General features: G+C 73.4%; 13 protein-coding genes. 6 read left to right on the top strand and 7 right to left on the bottom strand.

Annotation, left to right across the window (positions count from 1 at the left end):
• Positions 1-58: 58 nt before the first annotated feature.
• Positions 59-997 (bottom strand): LysR family transcriptional regulator, encoded by a 939-nt coding sequence (locus LCN96_RS30140; protein ID WP_225265795.1) that lies wholly within the window; start codon positions 995-997, stop codon positions 59-61.
• A 124-nt stretch (positions 998-1,121) separates the two neighbouring features.
• Here LCN96_RS30140 and LCN96_RS30145 point away from each other — a divergent pair, with 124 nt between their 5' ends.
• The 4 genes from LCN96_RS30145 to LCN96_RS30160 all read left to right on the top strand — a co-directional run bounded on the left by LCN96_RS30145 (position 1,122) and on the right by LCN96_RS30160 (position 4,230).
• Entirely contained in the window at positions 1,122-2,360 is a 1,239-nt protein-coding gene (locus LCN96_RS30145; protein ID WP_225265796.1) for an MFS transporter, read from the top strand.
• Between the two features lie 116 nt (positions 2,361-2,476).
• Entirely contained in the window at positions 2,477-2,734 is a 258-nt protein-coding gene (locus LCN96_RS30150) for an isochorismatase family protein (RefSeq protein ID WP_225265797.1), read from the top strand.
• A 115-nt stretch (positions 2,735-2,849) separates the two neighbouring features.
• Positions 2,850-3,971, top strand: coding sequence for a tyrosine-type recombinase/integrase (locus LCN96_RS30155; protein ID WP_225265798.1), 1,122 nt, complete (start codon positions 2,850-2,852; stop codon positions 3,969-3,971).
• Between the two features lie 58 nt (positions 3,972-4,029).
• Positions 4,030-4,230: a hypothetical protein gene (locus LCN96_RS30160; RefSeq protein WP_225265799.1), complete on the top strand. Its 201-nt coding sequence runs from the start codon at positions 4,030-4,032 to the stop codon at positions 4,228-4,230.
• Between the two features lie 183 nt (positions 4,231-4,413).
• Here LCN96_RS30160 and LCN96_RS30165 read toward each other — a convergent pair whose 3' ends face one another.
• Entirely contained in the window at positions 4,414-5,010 is a 597-nt protein-coding gene (locus tag LCN96_RS30165; RefSeq protein ID WP_225265800.1) for a TetR/AcrR family transcriptional regulator, read from the bottom strand.
• 108 nt (positions 5,011-5,118) lie between these two features.
• Between LCN96_RS30165 and LCN96_RS30170 the strand changes: the two genes are divergently transcribed.
• Positions 5,119-6,675, top strand: a complete 1,557-nt coding sequence (locus LCN96_RS30170; protein ID WP_225265801.1) for an acetolactate synthase large subunit — start codon at positions 5,119-5,121, stop codon at positions 6,673-6,675.
• Positions 6,676-6,682: 7 nt separating this feature from the next.
• On the opposite strand, the gene LCN96_RS30175 is transcribed toward LCN96_RS30170, so the two are convergent.
• The 5 genes from LCN96_RS30175 to LCN96_RS30195 all read right to left on the bottom strand — a co-directional run bounded on the left by LCN96_RS30175 (position 6,683) and on the right by LCN96_RS30195 (position 14,688).
• The gene (locus LCN96_RS30175) at positions 6,683-10,636 is read right to left on the bottom strand and encodes a type I polyketide synthase (RefSeq protein WP_225265802.1); all 3,954 of its coding nucleotides are present in this window, start codon (positions 10,634-10,636) and stop codon (positions 6,683-6,685) included.
• 20 nt (positions 10,637-10,656) lie between these two features.
• Positions 10,657-11,700 carry a ketoacyl-ACP synthase III family protein gene (locus tag LCN96_RS30180; protein WP_225265803.1) on the bottom strand — a complete coding sequence of 348 codons (1,044 nt, stop codon included), beginning with the start codon at positions 11,698-11,700 and terminating at the stop codon, positions 10,657-10,659.
• A gap of 18 nt (positions 11,701-11,718) precedes the next feature.
• Positions 11,719-11,970, bottom strand: coding sequence for an acyl carrier protein (locus tag LCN96_RS30185; protein ID WP_225265804.1), 252 nt, complete (start codon positions 11,968-11,970; stop codon positions 11,719-11,721).
• Positions 11,967-13,019: a ketoacyl-ACP synthase III family protein gene (locus LCN96_RS30190; RefSeq protein ID WP_225265805.1), complete on the bottom strand. Its 1,053-nt coding sequence runs from the start codon at positions 13,017-13,019 to the stop codon at positions 11,967-11,969. Before LCN96_RS30190 ends, LCN96_RS30185 begins: the two co-directional genes overlap by 4 nt.
• A 343-nt stretch (positions 13,020-13,362) precedes the next feature.
• A complete protein-coding gene (locus LCN96_RS30195) occupies positions 13,363-14,688 on the bottom strand; it encodes a cellulose binding domain-containing protein (protein ID WP_225265806.1) in 1,326 nt (441 codons plus the stop codon).
• 448 nt (positions 14,689-15,136) lie between these two features.
• Between LCN96_RS30195 and LCN96_RS30200 the strand changes: the two genes are divergently transcribed.
• Positions 15,137-15,361 carry a hypothetical protein gene (locus LCN96_RS30200; RefSeq protein ID WP_225265807.1) on the top strand — a complete coding sequence of 75 codons (225 nt, stop codon included), beginning with the start codon at positions 15,137-15,139 and terminating at the stop codon, positions 15,359-15,361.
• The last annotated feature ends 60 nt before the right edge of the window (positions 15,362-15,421 follow it).

A 15,421-nucleotide genomic window follows, 5' to 3' on the forward strand; every position in this document is an offset into this window, starting at 1 on the left:
AGAACGAGGAGTCACCGGTTCAACTGGTGATGATCCTCGCACGCCATCGCGTCACCTGTCAAAGCGGTGACGCATGTGCCCAGGACGGCAGCCAGACCGCCCCCGGCAGCGGTGCCAGGCGCGCGAGGTGGTCGATGACGGCCCGCAGCCCCGGGTGCGGGTTCGTGGCGGGCACCATGAGGTAGAGCGGGTAGGCGAGCGTCGGGTTCACGATCGGGATGCGGCGCAGGTCGTAGTGCGCGGGCCAGAGGTAGCGGTCGCGGGCGCCGACGAGGGTGGCCACGTCGGCGGAGTCCGCGAGGGTGTCGAGCAGCACCTCGTCGCCGAAGTGCGGGCCCGCCGCGTCGACGCGGAGGTCGAAGGCGGCGGCGAGCTGGTCGTAGAACTGCGCCCACTCGCTCCTGGGTGCGATCCCCGGCACCCAGATCCGCAGCCTGCGCAGCTGGGGCGGGGTCAGCGTGCGGGCCGAGGCGAGCGGGTGCCTGGGGCCGACGAGCAGTTCGAGCGGGGAGTCGAAGGCGCGGACCAGCCGCACGTCGCGCGGCAGCGTGGCCGGGTCGGTGACGGTGCGGAAGGAGGCGTCGACCTCGCCCGCCTGGACGGCGGCGGCGGCCACGTGCGGGTCGTCGACCCGGAGCGTCACCACGTCGAGGTCGGTCCCCGGGTGCGCGCGCCAGTAGTCGTGCAGGACGACGGCCTGCGCGCTGCGGTAGCCCAGCACGTCGATCCGCAACGCCCGCGAGCCGGGCCGGACCGCGGTGACGGCGCGATCGACGCCCGCCACGACGCCACGCGCGTGCGGCAGGAACGCCTGGCCGTCGAGCGTCAGCTCCACCCCTCTTGCGGTCCGGGTGAACAGGCGGACCTCCAGCTCGCGCTCCAGGGCCGCGATCCGCTTCGAGACCGCCTGCTGGGTCACGCCCAGCTCGTCGGCCGCGTGTTGCAACTGCCCGAGCTCCGCCGCCAGGACGAAGGAGCGCATCGCCTCGGTATCCACGGGCGCCACCCTAAGCCCGTACAACCGACGGTTGTGGAGCGCCCGCCGGCGGTTGTTTGATCCCGCACCCCGCGAGCCGATGTGATGGCGGGCGTCCCACCGCCGGTTGTCGCGAAGGAGTCGGGTGCGCGCGGATCTCGGGGCCGGTTTCCGCCGGTTGTGGGCGGCCTACGCCGTCAGCACGTACGGCACGTGGGTCGCCTTCGGCGCGTTCCCGCTCCTGGCGGTGGACGTGCTGCGCGCGCCCGCCTTCGCGGTCTCGCTGCTGGAGGCGGCCGGGCTCGCCGTCGCGGCGGTCCTGGCGATCCCGCTCGGGCCGTGGGTCGAGCACCGGCGCAAGCGGCCGGTGATGGTCATGATGGATCTGGTCCGGTTCGTCGCGATGGCGAGCGTGCCCGCCGCGTACGTCCTGGGCCTGCTTACCTACGGCCAGCTGCTGGTCGTCTCCGTCGTCTGCGGGACGGCGAACATCGCCTTCACCGCCGCGTCCGGCGCGTACCTGAAGCACCTCGTCCGCGGCGAGCACCTTCTCGTCGCGAACGGCAGGTTCGAGGGCACGAGCTGGGCGGCGACCGCGGCGGGCCCGCCGCTCGGCGGCGCGCTCATCGGGCTGCTCGGCCCGGTCGTCACCGTCCTGGCGGACGCCGCCAGCTACCTGCTGTCCGCGCTCGGGGTGCTGCGCATCCGCGGTGGCGACGTCGCGGTGCCCCGCGTCCCGGCCGAAGGGTCGCGCGTGGCCGGGCTGCTCACGGGCTGGCGGTTCATCCTGGGCGACCGGGTGCTGCGGCGCCTGTTCCTCAACTCGATCCTGGTCGGCGGCCTGATCATGGCCACCGCGCCGCTCCTGGCCGTCCTGCTGCTGGGCGAGTACCACTTCCCCGCCTGGCAGTACGGGCTCGCCTTCGGCATCCCGGCGCTCGGCGGCCTCGCGGGCGCCCGCCTGTCCCCGCGCCTGGTCGAGCGGTACGGCCGGCACCGCGTCATGACGGTCTCCGGCTGGCTGCGCTCGATCTTCCCGCTCGGGCTGGCGTTCACGCATCCCGGCGTCACCGGGCTGCTCACCGTGATCGTCGTCGAGGGCCTGCTGATCGGCTGCATGGGCGTGTTCAACCCGATCTACGCCACAGAACGCCTGCGACGCACCCCCGCCGACCGGGCCGCCCAGGTTCTCAGCGCCTGGAGCGCGAGCAGCAGGCTCGCGCAGGCCGTCCTCATGGTGATCTGGGGCGGCCTCGCCACCCTCGCCGGCCCCCTGGCCGCGATCACCGTCTCCGGCGTCCTCCTGCTCGCCACCCCGCTCCTGCTGCCCGGACGGGCCCACGGGCCCGCCCGCCCTCGTCCCCGTGGAGAGATCCGGACCTGACCGCCACACCCCCTTCGCCGGACCCCCGGACGACCGCGCTGCTCGTCCTGGACTGCCAGCGGGCGATCCTCGGCTCGCTGCCCGAGGCGGCCGGCGCCGGAGCGCTGCTGACCCGGGTGGCCGGGGCCGCCGCCGAGCTGCGGGCGCACGGCGCCGCCGTCGCCCACGTGCGGGTCGGCTTCACCACCAGCGGCGCCGTCCTGTCCACCGTCACCGACGCCGCCGACCGCGACTACCGCCTCTACCTCCTGTCCGACTGCGTCGCCGCCCCCGACCGGCGCACCCACGACGCCCTGATGACCGCCGTCCTGCCGCGCCTGGCCCACCTCATCGACGCCGCCGAACTGTGCGCGCTCCTGCACAGGCCGCGCTGACCAGCGGAACTCTCAGATCATTACATCAACGGTCACAACCCGACATCGGCGGCGGCGGCGGGTCACTCCGTGAGAAGATCGAGATCATGAGTGCACCGAGGGTGGGTACGGTCGAGTGCTGAGCACGTCCCGAACAGACGCCGCCGCTCCGGCACCGTCCGCCGCGTCCGCCGCGGCCGGCGAGGAGCAGGGCACGGGGCGTCGCGAGAGCGCGGTGCGGGGCGGGCCGCGCGTGACACCGGTTGCGGACGAGTGGCGCCTGGCGGCGATGGCGGAGGAGCGAGGTGAGACCGGGGTGGCGCAGGCCGTTCCGGAAGAGGCCGCGGCGGCGGTGCTCAGCGTGGGGCGGATCGGCGGGTTGCGTCCGCGCCGCCGTCCCGGTGACGGTGGCGAGGCGTCGGGCGCCGACGTGGACCTGATCGACTCGCTGGCCTCCGCCACCCGCCGCACGATCGCCGCCTGGCTGCTCGACAAGCAGTCCGCGGCCACCCGGCAGACCCGGCTGCAGGTGCTGGCCGCGTTCCTGCGCTGGCTGCACAGCGTGGACCCGGACGTCGAGCTGCTCGCGGTCACCGGCGCGCAGCTCGACGCCTACTGCGACGCCGCGATCGCCGGCACGCTGACGATCGGCGTGCGCAACCCCGGCAGGCCGCTGTCACGGACGACCGTGTCCAGGAAGCGGGCGGTGCTGTCGTCGTTCTACACCTTCGCCTGGCGCAGCGGCGTCATCCGGCACGTCCCCGCCTCCGCCGTGCCGCGCCCGGCCCCGGCCCACGACTGCGCCATGCCGAGCCGCGAGGAGCGGCGGCTGCTGCGCGCGGGCGTCGCCCGGCTGGCCGCCGAGGGCAGGGCGGCCGAGGCCGCGGCGGTCGCGTTGCTGGACGCCACCGGCGCGCCCGTGTCCGCCCTGGCGGGGCTGACCGTGCAGGACCTGCGGGCGGTGACGGCCGGCGAGCCCGCCGTCGTGACCGTGCACGACGGGCGGGGCGACCTGGTGGCCTTCCCGGTGCCGCCGCTGGTCCGGTCTCTGCTGCGTACGCTGTCGGCCTCGCGTACGGCCGGGGAGCCGCTGATCAGGCGGTCCGACGGGCGGCCGGTGGACGTGCAGTGGATGCGGCAGGCGCTCACCGAGGCGGCGCTCGCGGGCGGCGTCCCGCGCAAGCGGGCGGAGCTGCTCGACCCGCACCTGATGCGCGCCACCACCGTGACGGAGCTGCTGCGCGACCAGGCTCTCTGAACCACGTCCGCAGGGGCCCCGGGCGAGGGCATCCTGCGGCGCGGTGGGTCAGGGCAGGATGCACGCCAGATGGGGGGTGACGCCACCGCCGTGGCCAGCCCGGCACCATGGCCCGGCTCCTCGAACCCGCCACCGCCCCCACTCAGGCGGCGTCGCCGCGGCGGCCGAGGAGAGCGTCGCCGTCCCGCGCGAGACCCGGCAGGCGGTGCTGGACCTCATCGGGCGCACCCAGACCCTCCAGCAGCAGGGGCGCGGGTGAGCCTGGCGGCCAGGCGGCGCAGGTGCGCGGTGAGCCCGGCGGGTGCGTGCACCTCGAACTCGCCGCCCGGCGTCGTCAGCCGGAAGGCCGGCCAGTCGAGACGGCCACCGCCTCCTCCTCGTCCAGCATTCGTCAAGGCCATGGAGTGCGTGCGGAGCGCCCGCTTCTTCTGATGCCCCGCGCCTACCGGCCGGCGTGGGCCGCGAGGTCGAGCAGGCTGCGGGCGCACAGGTCGCGCAGCTCGGCGCGGCTGATCTCGCGGGTGTCGAGCCAGTCGAGGACGAGCATCCGGCACATGAGGATCCAGCCCCGCACGGCGACGCGGAGCCGGGGGCCGCCCGGCACCCCGGCCCGGCTCAGCTGGTCGAGGATGCGGTCCTCATGGCGGCGGGCCTTGCCGGCGATGATCGCGCGGACGTGCTCGTCGGCGGAGGCGGCACCGGTGTAGGCGGCGCGCAGGAGCGTGGCGTTGGCCTCGAAGTGGTCGAGGTAGCGGTCGAGGCCGGCCCGCACCTGCTCGTCGAGCGGCAGCCCGGGGTCGGGGTCGGTGAGGTCGACGAGGTGGTCGGCGGTCGCCTGGACCACCGCGCGGAACAGGTCGCGCTTGGTGGCGAAGTAGCGGTACATCAGCCCCCGCGACACCCCGGCGCGGGCGGCGATCTCCTCGATGGAGACCTGGTCGTAGGGGCGCTCGGCGAACAGGCGGGCGCCGACGTCGAGGAGTTGCTGGCGGCGTCCGGCGGGGTCGAGCCGGGTACGGCTCCGCACGGGCTCTGCCATGCCCCCAGGGTAGTTGACAGTGGTTCGCCGGCGGTGCCACGCTCACTACCTAGTGAACAGTGATTCATTAGTGGGCGGGCCTCGTCCGTCCTGAGGGAGGCCGTGCGGATGAACGGTGCCCAGGCGCTGCTGCGGACCCTGGCCGAGGCGGGTGTCCAGGTGTGCTTCACCAATCCGGGCACGTCGGAGATGCACTTCGTGGCCGCGCTGGACGAGGTCCCGCGGATGCGGGCGGTGCTGACACTGTTCGAGGGGGTGGCGACCGGCGCCGCCGACGGGTACGCGCGGATGGCCGGGCACCCGGCGGCGACGCTGCTGCATCTCGGCCCCGGGCTGGGCAACGGGCTGGCGAACCTGCACAACGCGGCCAAGGGCGGCTCCGGCGTGGTCAACATCGTCGGCGACCACGCCACCTATCACGCCGGCTACGACGCGCCCCTCCAGTCCGACATCGCCACGGCGGCCCGCAACGTGTCCGGCTGGGTGCGCACGTCCAGGACCACCGCCGGGCTGCCTGCCGACGCGGTGGAGGCGGTCGCGGTCGCCTCGGGGCCGCCCGGCCAGGTCGCGACGCTGATCCTGCCCGCCGACGTCTCGTGGGACGACGGCGCCCAGCCGGCCCCGCCCGCCGAGCCGGCCAAGCCCGCCCAGGTGGACCAGGCGGTGGTGCGGCGGCTCGCCGCGGTGCTGGACGGCGGCGAGCGCACGGGGCTGCTGCTGGGCGGGCGCGCCCTGCGGGAGCGCGGGCTGGTCGCGGCGGCCAGGCTGGCGGCGGCCCGGGGCGTGCGCGTGCTCGCCGAGACCTTCCCCGCGCGGCTGGAGCGGGGCGCGGGCCTGCCCGGGGTGGACCGCCTGGCCTACCTGGCCGAGTTCGCCACCGCGCAGCTCGCCGGCCTCGACGACCTGATCCTGGTGGACGCCAAGGACCCGGTGTCGTTCTTCGCCTATCCCGGCAAGCCCAGCCGCCTGGCCCCCGACGGCTGCCGCGTCCATCGCCTGACCGGTGGCCCCGACGACGTGCCGGCGACGCTGGAGGCGCTGGTGGAGGCGGCGGGCGCGACCGGCGCCGCGCCGCAGCTGCGGCAGCCGGCCACGCCGGAGCTGCCCTCGGGCCCGCTGTCGGCGCGCGCGGTGTGCCAGGCGGTCGGCGCGCTCCTGCCGCCGGGCGCGATCATCTCCGACGAGGCGCAGACCTCGGGCATCTTCCTGGCCGAGGCCACCGCCGGGGCGCCGCGGCACGACGTGCTCTGCCTGACCGGCGGCAGCATCGGGCAGGGCCTGCCGGTCGCGGTCGGCGCGGCCGTCGCCTGCCCCGACCGGCCGGTGATCGCGCTGGAGGCCGACGGCTCGGCCCTCTACACCTTCCAGGCGTTGTGGACGATGGCCCGCGAGAACCTGAACGTGACGGTCGTGCTGTTCAACAACCGCTCGTACGCGGTGCTGAACATGGAGCTCGACCGGGTCGGCGCGGGCTCGCCCGGCCCCCGGGCCAGGGCGCAGCTCGACCTGTCGGAGCCGCCGGTCGACTTCGTGGCGCTGGCCTCCGGCCTGGGCGTGCCCGCCTCCAGGCCGGAGACCGCCGAGGAGCTGGTGGCCGACCTGCGGCGGGCGCTCGCCGAGCCCGGCCCGCACCTGATCGAGGCCGTCGTCGAGCCGATCTTCTGAGCGGGCCTCACCCTCCGATCACGGGCATGCTCTCCGGTACGGCCCGCGCCACCGGCCTCGCCGCCGCGAGCAGCTCCACCAGGTGGTCGGCGATGGCGGAGATGGTGGGCTGCTGCCACAGCAGGGTCGCGGGCAGGCGGCAGCCGAAGCGCTTCTCCAGGCGCCGCCGCACCATGACGGTCATCACCGAGTCCAGCCCCTGCTCGACCAGGGGGCGCCGGACGGCGAGGTCCTCCAGGTCCAGCCGCATCACGGCCGCGATCTCCGCCCGCACCTCGGGCAGCACGCGCTCGCGCAGCGCCTCGGGTGACAGCCCGGCGAACGACTGCGCGGCCTCGTGCAGCTCCTCCCCCGGCGGGGAGGGCGCGTCGATCACCGGGTAGCGCAGCCCGGTGAGGTGCCCGGCCACCTGGCCGTCCGCATCGGCCAGGAGCACCCGTACGGTGTCGTCGGCGGACGGGTCCACGGCCGCGTCGATGATCACGGTCGCGGGTGGCGGGCCGGTGAGCAGCACCTCGTCGATGTGCACGACCATGCGCAGCACCTGCTCGCCGGGGAAGGCGCAGGGCGCCACGGACATCGCCGCGTCCAGCGCCGGTGCCCAGCTGTCCGCGTCCCCGGTGCGTACCGTGGCGCGCAGCACGCCGTCCCCGCTGAGCAGCGTCTCGATCGTCCAGTCGAAGCCCGTGGCGGGCACGCCGACGCCGGCGAGCCGCTTGAGCACGGTGCCGGGGTCGATCGGGGTGAGGGCGCCGGCGTGCGGCAGCACGTCCGGCTTCACCTGGCCGGGGGCGGCCACCTCCGCGCCGGCGTGCACGAGCCAGGCGGGCTCCGGCTCGCCGGGGCCGGCCGGGGTGCGGGCCGCGATCCGCACGGCCGGAGGCTCGTGCACGACCTGGATCTGCCTGCGCTCGGCGGTCATCAGCGGGTGCATCATCTCCACGCCGGTCAGCATCACATCCTCGGCCACGGCCAGGAACGTGGTGACCAGCACGGCGGCGGGCACGATCTCGACCCCGTTGAGCGCGTGGCTGCCCGGGTAGGGCCGGTTGGCGTCCTCCAGGCTGGTCCGCCACATGCGGGCCTGGCTGCCCGCGAGGCTGGTCACGGCGCCGAGCAGGGTGTGGGAGTGCACGTCGTGGCCCCGGTTGCCGTCCTCGGCGTAGGCCTCGCGCCAGTGGCGGCGGTGCTGCCAGGCGTACGGCGGCAGGTCGGCCAGCCCGCCGGACGGCTGCAGCCGGCTCCAGTCCACCTCGACGCCGTGGCAGTGCGCCGTGGCCACGGCGACGCGCAGGCTCTCCCGCTCCGGCTGGTTCCTGCGCAGGGACGTGCCGACGAACACGTCCTCGAAGCCGTTCTCGGAGAGCGTCTCGGTGACGGAGTGCGCGACCACGGGGTGCGGGGAGATCTCCAGGAACGCGCGGTAGCCGTCCTGCGCCGCGGCCGTCACCGCCGCGGTGAGCCGGACCGGGTCGCGCAGGTTGGCCGCCCAGTACGCGCCGTCCAGGACGAGGGTGGACCGCGGGTCCGCCAGCGCGGTCGTGTACATGGGGATGCGCGGCGCGCCGAGCGTGAGGTCGGCGGTGGCGGCGGCCAGCTCGGCGGCCAGGGGCTCCATGTGGGGGCTGTGGAAGGCGACGTCCGAGGCGACCCGGCGCACCACGATGCCCTCGGCGGGCCACTCGTCCACCACCGCCTCGACCGCGGCGATGTCGCCGGACAGCACGGTGGAGCCGGGCGCCGACGAGATCGCCGCCACCAGGTCGGTGCGGCCGGCCAGCCGCTGCTCCGCCTCCTCGAACGGCAGGTCGACCATCACCATGGCGCCCTTGCCCGCGGCCCGGCGCAACAGCCGGGAGCGGCGGCAGATCAGGCGGGCGCCATCGGCGACACTCATCGCGCCGGCCGTCACCGCCGCCGCCAGCTCGCCCACGGAGTGGCCGATGACGGCCTTGGGCGTGACCCCGTGCGCGTTCCAGAGCCTGGCGAGGCCGAGCTGCATCACGAAGATCATGGTCTGCACGCGGTCGATCGTGTCCAGCTCGCCGCCGGCCAGGACCTGCCGGGGGGAGAAGCCGATCTCCTCGGCGAAGATCGGCTCCACCTCCTCCACCAGGGCGGAGAACTCCGGCACGGACAGCAGGTCGCGGCCCATGCCGCGCCACTGGCAGCCCTGCCCGGAGAAGACCCAGACCGGGCCGGGGCCGGGGTCTGGCAGCACGTCCCCGGTGAGGACGGCCTCGGCCGGCACGTCGTCGGCGAGCCTGCGCAGGGCGGCGGCCAGCTCGGCCGCGTCCGCGGCGATCACGACGGCGCGGACGGGCAGGTGGGTGCGGCGCAGCGCCAGCGTGTGACCGACCGAAGCCAGGTCGAGCCCGCCCCTGGCGCGCCCGTCACTGTCACGCCCGCCGCTAACGCGCCCGTCACTGTCACGCCCGTCGCGGTCGGTCCCGTCGCGGTCGGTCCCGCCGAGATCGGACCCGCCGAGATCGGACCCGCCGAGATCGGACCCGCCGAGGCCGGACGCGCCGGCGCTGTCGAGGCGGGCGGCCAGGGTGCCCGCGTACTGCCGCAGGGCCTGTTCCGAGGCGGCCGACAGCGGGAACAGCCGCTCCCCCACCGGCTGCTCGGCCCCGGGAGCCGGCGCGGCGGGAGGCGCCTGTTCGAGCACGATGTGCGCGACCGTGCCGCCGTATCCGAAGCTGGAGACGCCCGCCCGGCGCGGGTGGTCGCGGCGCGGCCAGGCCGACCGCTCCGTCACCACGCGCAGGCCGGAGCCCTCCCAGGCGATGGCCGGGTTCAGGGTGGTCAGCACGCTCGGCGGGATCTCACCGCGGTGCAGGGCGAGCACGGCCTTGATGACACCGGCGATGCCGGCGGCGCCTTCGAGGTGGCCGATGTTGGACTTGACCGAGCCGACGAGGCACGGGTCGCCGGGGTCGCGCCCCGCGCCGTACACGGCCGACAGCGCGCCCGCTTCGAGCGGGTCGCCCAGCCGGGTGCCGGTGCCGTGCGCCTCGACGTAGTCGACGGTGGACGGGGCGATGCCCGCCTGCCGGCACGCCCTGGCCATCACGTGTTCCTGGGCCTGCCCGCAGGGCGCCATGATGCCGTTGGTGTGCCCGTCCTGGTTCACGGCGCTGCCGATGACCAGCGCGAGGATCCGGTCGCCGTCGCGCCGGGCGTCGGCGAGCCGCTTGAGCACGACCACGCCGCAGCCCTCGCCGCGCCCGTAGCCGTCGGCCGAGGCGTCGAACGACTTGGAGCGCCCGTCGGGGGCCAGGGCTCCGGCGGTGCCGAGCGTGAGCGTCTGCCCGGGGGTGACCAGCAGATTCACGCCGCCGGCGAGGGCGACGTCACTCTCGCCGAGCCGCAGGCTCTGCGCGGCCAGGTGCAGCGCGACGAGCGACGCCGAGCAGGCGGTGTCGATCGCCATGCTGGGCCCGCGCAGATCCAGGGAGTAGGAGATGCGGTTGGCGACGGCGCAGGTGGCGGCGCCGATGCCGGTCCACGCCTCGATCTGGGGCAGGTCCTCCAGCAGGCGGCCGCCGTAGTCGGCGGTGCAGACCCCGACGAACACCCCGGCGTCGGTGCCGGCCAGCTCGTGCGGCGGCAGGCCGGCGTGCTCCAGGGCCTGCCACGCGGTCTCCATCAGGATCCGCTGCTGCGGATCCATCAGCTCGGCCTCGCGCGGCGACACCCCGAAGAACTCCGCGTCGAAGCCCTCGATGTCGCTCAGGAAGCTGCCGTGCCGTACGGCGTCGCGCAGCGCGGCGGCGTCCTCCGGGCTGCGGTGCTCGTAGCGGAGCCAGCGTTCGGCGGGCAGCGGCCCGGTCGTGTTCCGGCCGGCGCACAGCAGGTCCCAGAACTCGTCCGGTGAGTGCACGTCGCCGGGCAGGCGGCAGCCGATCCCGACCACCGCCACCGGTTCCGCCTGGCCTGCGCGCGGAGTGTCGGCCATCTGCGTTCGTTCCCTTCGGTTCAGGCCCACTGAGGAGTGTCGATGATCTGGATCACGGCGCTGGACACGGTCACTCCCGGCCCGGTGCCGAGCATCAGCAGGTGGTCGCCGGGGCCCAGCTCCCCGGTCACGAGCAGGCGGTCGAGGGAGAGGACCTGGTCGCTGGCCCCGCAGTGGCCGATGGTGCGGCCGTACTCCCAGGTCGAGCGGGACATGGGCAGGTCGAGCAGGGCCATGCAGCGCTGCTCGACGATCTCCTCCGAGTAGTTCATGAACGCCACCCGGGTCAGGTCGCCCGCCTCGATCCCGCTCTCCTCCAGCACGCGCTCGACGACCTCCATGAGCGCCCGCTGGATGTTGAACAGCGCGGCCGTGGCCTCGCCCGTGGGCATGACCTGCTGCCTGAACTGCTCGTTGCGCGCGGCGAAGCTCATCTTGCGGCCGACCGTGACGCCAGGGGGGAACAGCGGCTCGCTGCCCCGGTGCAGCTCCTCGGCCTCGGCCACCGTCGTGGTGCAGACCGACGTCAGGCGGGCGAAGCCGGGCTCCCTGGTGAGGACGAGCGCGCTGGCGGCGTCGCCGCCGATGTAGCCGGGGCCCATCCGCCACCGGTCCATCAGCGGGGTGCCGTAGTTGTCGGCGGCGACGAGCAGGGCGGCCTGCCGGCCCGGCACGGCGGCCAGGTGGCCGGCCGCCAGCTCCATGGCCAGGAACATGCCGTTGCAGCCCTGCCGGATCTCGGTGGCCAGCACGTCCCCGCCGACGAGGTGACGCTGCAGGTAGGAGTGCGGGGGCCAGCCGTCGGGGCCCTGGTGCCAGGTGGAGGCGTACAGGAGGAGGTCCAGGTCGGCCGGCGCCCGCCCGCTGCGCTTGAGCGCGCTCTGCGCGGCGTGCAGCGCCATCTCGGGAGCCGGTACGTCGCCGGCCACCACCGTCGCGGCCAGGTTGTGCAGCTCGGCCTCCTGCGCCGGGTACCAGCCCTTGGCGACGGCCTTCTCGACGCTGACGACGGTCCGGGGGAGGTAGGCTCCCAGGCCGCTGATGTACGTGTCCGCGTACCGCATGATGTGCCCTCGCCCCGGCTAGACGGTCTGGAGTTCGCTGACCATCGCGACGATGGCCGAGACGTCCCTGAAGTTGTCGGGGTCGAGCTTGGCGGCGGGGATCGCCACGCCGAGGTCCTTGCGCAGGAAGTTGAGCAGCTTCGCCGTCCGCAGGGAGTCCAGCAGGCCCGAGACGAGGAGCGGGGTCGTCTCGTCGACCTTGATGTCGTCGCCGTCCTGGACGAGGTCGTCCTGGATGAAGTCGACCAGCCGCCGCGTGAGGTCGGTCATGCGCGTGCTCCGCTCGTGACGGGGGTGGTGGACAGGACCCTGAACGCCGCCGCGGCGACGGACGTGCCCGAGCCGAAGCCGACCATGAGCAGGTGGTCGCCCGCGACCAGCCCGCCGGTGGCGAGCAGGTGCTCGAAGGCGATGAACTGGTCCACCGCGCCGCAGTGGCCGACGCGCCGCCCGTAGTCCCAGGTCGTCTGCTCCTCCTTGATGCCCAGCCAGGACATCTGCCCGTCCAGGTCCTCGCGGCGGCCGTGCGGGAACGCCACCCGCGTGATGTCGCCGAGCCCGATCCCGGCCTCCTCCAGGGTCTGCTCGACCTGCTGCATCATCGTCTTCTGGATGGTCAGGTGGATGCCGGTGCCCTGCGCCTTCAGCAGCCGCTGGCGGAACTCCTCGTGCCGGTCCCCGAAGCTCAGCCCTCGGCCGACGGTGGCGTCCGGCGGGAACAGGGGGTAGGCGCCGTCGTTGACCGCGTCGGCCTCCGGGATCACCGTCACGTTCACCGACAGCAGCTCGGCCATGCCGTAGTCCTTGCCGAGGAGGAGCGCGGCCGCGGCGTCGCCGATCAGCGCGCCCGGGGTCATCCGCCAGCGGTCCACCAGCGGGGTGCCGTGGTTGTCGGAGGAGACGACCATGGCCGTCCGCCTGCGCGCGTCGGCCTGCAGGTAGCTCGCCGCCAGCTCCAGCGAGCTGATCATCCCGACGCAGCCGCTGCGGATCTCGAACGCCGGCACGTTCCCGCCGAGCAGGTGCATCTGCAGGTAGTGCTGGGGCTGCCAGCCGTTCGGGCCCTGGTGCCAGACGGACGGATAGAGCAGCAGGTCGAGGTCGCGCGGGGAGGACTCGCCCCAGCGGTCGTACGCGTCCAGGACCGCGAGCCGCGCCATCTCGGGCGCGGGCATGTCGCCGGCCACCGCCGCGCCGAGCTGCTGGAACCGCTCGGCCTCCGCCGCCGGGTACCAGCCCTCGCGGACCGCCTGCTCGACGCTCACGCTGTCAGGCACATGGACGCCGAGGCTCCTGACGAACATGTTGGATGTACGCACACGTCCCCTTAACTCATCGCCGACCCGGACCACGCCCCCGGCACTGGAAGGCGGCTTATCCGATTTATTTCGGGCCCCGGGATAAAGCGCGGCCCCCGGCCGGTCGAGAAAACAACGCGGAATTAGCCGGCGAGCCGTCACCGGCAAGGATAGGGGTGGCTCATCGAATGAAGCAATATGTGCGTCCACAAATCGGTCCGGCGACATTCGGTGATCAGCACCGGACGGAACGTGGTGCATTTCGGCAATGCGCATTTCCGCTTTACGTCGCGGATTCTTTCGCAAGTGGTAAGCGCCGGGCCCGAAACCGAATGGCGTACGGTTCCGGGCCCGGCGCGCCGCCTCAGAGGCTCGCCACTCTCGTGCAGACGACGTTGTTGAGTTTGAACTGGGCGGGAATGTCGTTCGTGCCGGTGGCGGTCGCAGAGAAGCCGAGGCTCTGGCTGGAGCCGGGGCCGATGTAGGAGTTGTGGCCGGCGTCCCTTGCGGTCACCTGGTTGCCGGTCTGGGTGACCGTGGCGTTCCAGGCGCCGGTGATCTGCTGGTTGCCCGACCAGGTCCACGTCACGGCCCAGCCGCTGACGGGGGTCGTGCCGGTGTTCCTGACGGTCACGCTGCCGTTGAAGGCGCCGTTCCAGGCGCCGGTGGAGTAGGCGACCTCGCAGGAGGTGCCCAGCTTGAGCCCGCCGCGCAGGAAGGTCGCGAAGTTGGCCCAGGTGGGGTTCAGCGTGCCCGTCCGTACGGTCTCGGTGCAGTCGGTGGTGGTGTAGACGGTCTCGGCGCCGTGGTGGGCGGGGTCCATGATCTGGGTCAGCATGTGGTCCGCGCCGGGCACCGAGACGAACGTGAGGTCACCGCACGCCGCCTTGATCCTGTTGTAGAGCAGGACGCTCTGCCCGTGCGGCACCAGGAAGTCGGCCTGGCCGTGCAGCACCATCAGCGGCGGGTCGTTGCCGTCGACGTAGGTCATCGGGTTGGCCTGCGCCACCGTGGCCGGGCAGGTCTGGATCGGGCAGCCGACCAGCAGGGACTCCGGGGAGGCGGGCGAGTTGTGGTCCAGCCCGCCGCTCGGCAGGTTCTGCGCGTTCATCTGCAGGAAGTCGGTCGGGCTGTAGAAGGCCAGCCCCACCTGCACGGCGCTGGAGACGCCGGTCGTGCCGACCGTGCCCTCCAGCGACGCCACCCCGCCGGACAGGGTGGCCATCTCCGTCAGCCAGCCGCCCGAGGAGTCGCCCACCATCGCGAAGCGGTTCGGGTCGAGCTGGTACGTGGCGGCGTTGGCGCGCAGCCACCGGATGGCCGCCTTGATGTCGTGCACCTGGGCGGGGAAGATGGCCTGGCCGCTGGAGCGGACGCTGACGCCGGCCACGGCGAAGCCCAGCGGGTTGAAGACGCTCGCGATCGCGTCCGCGCCGTCCTTGCCGTCGTCGCTCGTCCACGCCGAGCCCTTGTGCCAGATGATCAGCGGGCGGGGCGTGACGCCGGTGGACGGCAGGTAGAGATCCAGCATGTGCCCCCGGCTGCCGGCGGGCTGGGCGGGCGCGTACGAGACGTCGGTGATCACCTGCGCGGCGTGGGCCGGCGGCGAGAAGGCCGCCGACACCCCCACGGCGGCCAGCATGGTCATCGCCATGCCGACGAGTAAGGCCTTGCAGATTCGAGCTTGCATGGTTGCGACTCCGTTGGTCGGATGATCGCCGCTGACCGGCCCCCGTGCTCGTGTGTCGCGGCTCACATCGATATGGCGGGGAGACGATATGACACGTAAGTGAGGATGGTCAAAGGTTTCGCCGTATCGTTCCAATGCAACCTGGAAAGCAGGATAAATCGTACTTTATGGACCCAAAGGGCGATGGAGGGGTCAGATGATCACTCCAGCACCCAGGGCGCCCTCCGCGAGCCTTGGCCGGGAAAGCTGGAACTCCAGAAATGGAACTACAGATAAGTAACGTCGGCCTTACGTGTGGTAAACATCCGTGAAACGCGCTCGCCCGCCGCCATTACGCGGCCGAAAGTTTTCGGGCCCGCGCCGCCGCCGATCCCGACATGACAATGTGCCTGGCTCATGGTGAGTGATATTGTCCAGCGTCATGATCTCCCCAGTCGCAGGAGGACGAATGCGAAAGGCACGCGCTGTTCTCGTCACGGCCGTCATGGCCCTCGGAGTGTCCCTGACGGTCGGCGCCACCCCCGCACAGGCGGAGGGCGAAAGGCTGGCCGGCGTGTTCAGGGACTACTCGGAGTGCCAGCGGATCGGCAACCACGGCATCGCCCAGGGCTGGTGGGACGACTTCTCCTGCGAGTGGGAGGGTCGTTACCGTTACTACTTCCTCTACGCGTGACCTCGTGAGCCGCGCGCGCTCCCTGCCCTGAGGGGTGATGGTGGGAGCGCGCGTGCGCGC

Origin of the sequence: Nonomuraea gerenzanensis (genome assembly GCF_020215645.1) — a bacterium.
GTDB classification, from domain to species: Bacteria; Actinomycetota; Actinomycetes; order Streptosporangiales; family Streptosporangiaceae; genus Nonomuraea; species Nonomuraea gerenzanensis.

Coding starts and splice junctions, on each gene's coding strand:
- LCN96_RS30160 (WP_225265799.1), top strand. CDS start 4,030: ATGCACGCCAGATGGGGGGTGACGCCACCGCCGTGGCCAGCCCGGCAC.
- LCN96_RS30165 (WP_225265800.1), bottom strand. CDS start 5,010: ATGGCAGAGCCCGTGCGGAGCCGTACCCGGCTCGACCCCGCCGGACGC.
- LCN96_RS30170 (WP_225265801.1), top strand. CDS start 5,119: ATGAACGGTGCCCAGGCGCTGCTGCGGACCCTGGCCGAGGCGGGTGTC.
- LCN96_RS30175 (WP_225265802.1), bottom strand. CDS start 10,636: ATGGCCGACACTCCGCGCGCAGGCCAGGCGGAACCGGTGGCGGTGGTC.
- LCN96_RS30180 (WP_225265803.1), bottom strand. CDS start 11,700: ATGCGGTACGCGGACACGTACATCAGCGGCCTGGGAGCCTACCTCCCC.
- LCN96_RS30185 (WP_225265804.1), bottom strand. CDS start 11,970: ATGACCGACCTCACGCGGCGGCTGGTCGACTTCATCCAGGACGACCTC.
- LCN96_RS30195 (WP_225265806.1), bottom strand. CDS start 14,688: ATGCAAGCTCGAATCTGCAAGGCCTTACTCGTCGGCATGGCGATGACC.
- LCN96_RS30200 (WP_225265807.1), top strand. CDS start 15,137: ATGCGAAAGGCACGCGCTGTTCTCGTCACGGCCGTCATGGCCCTCGGA.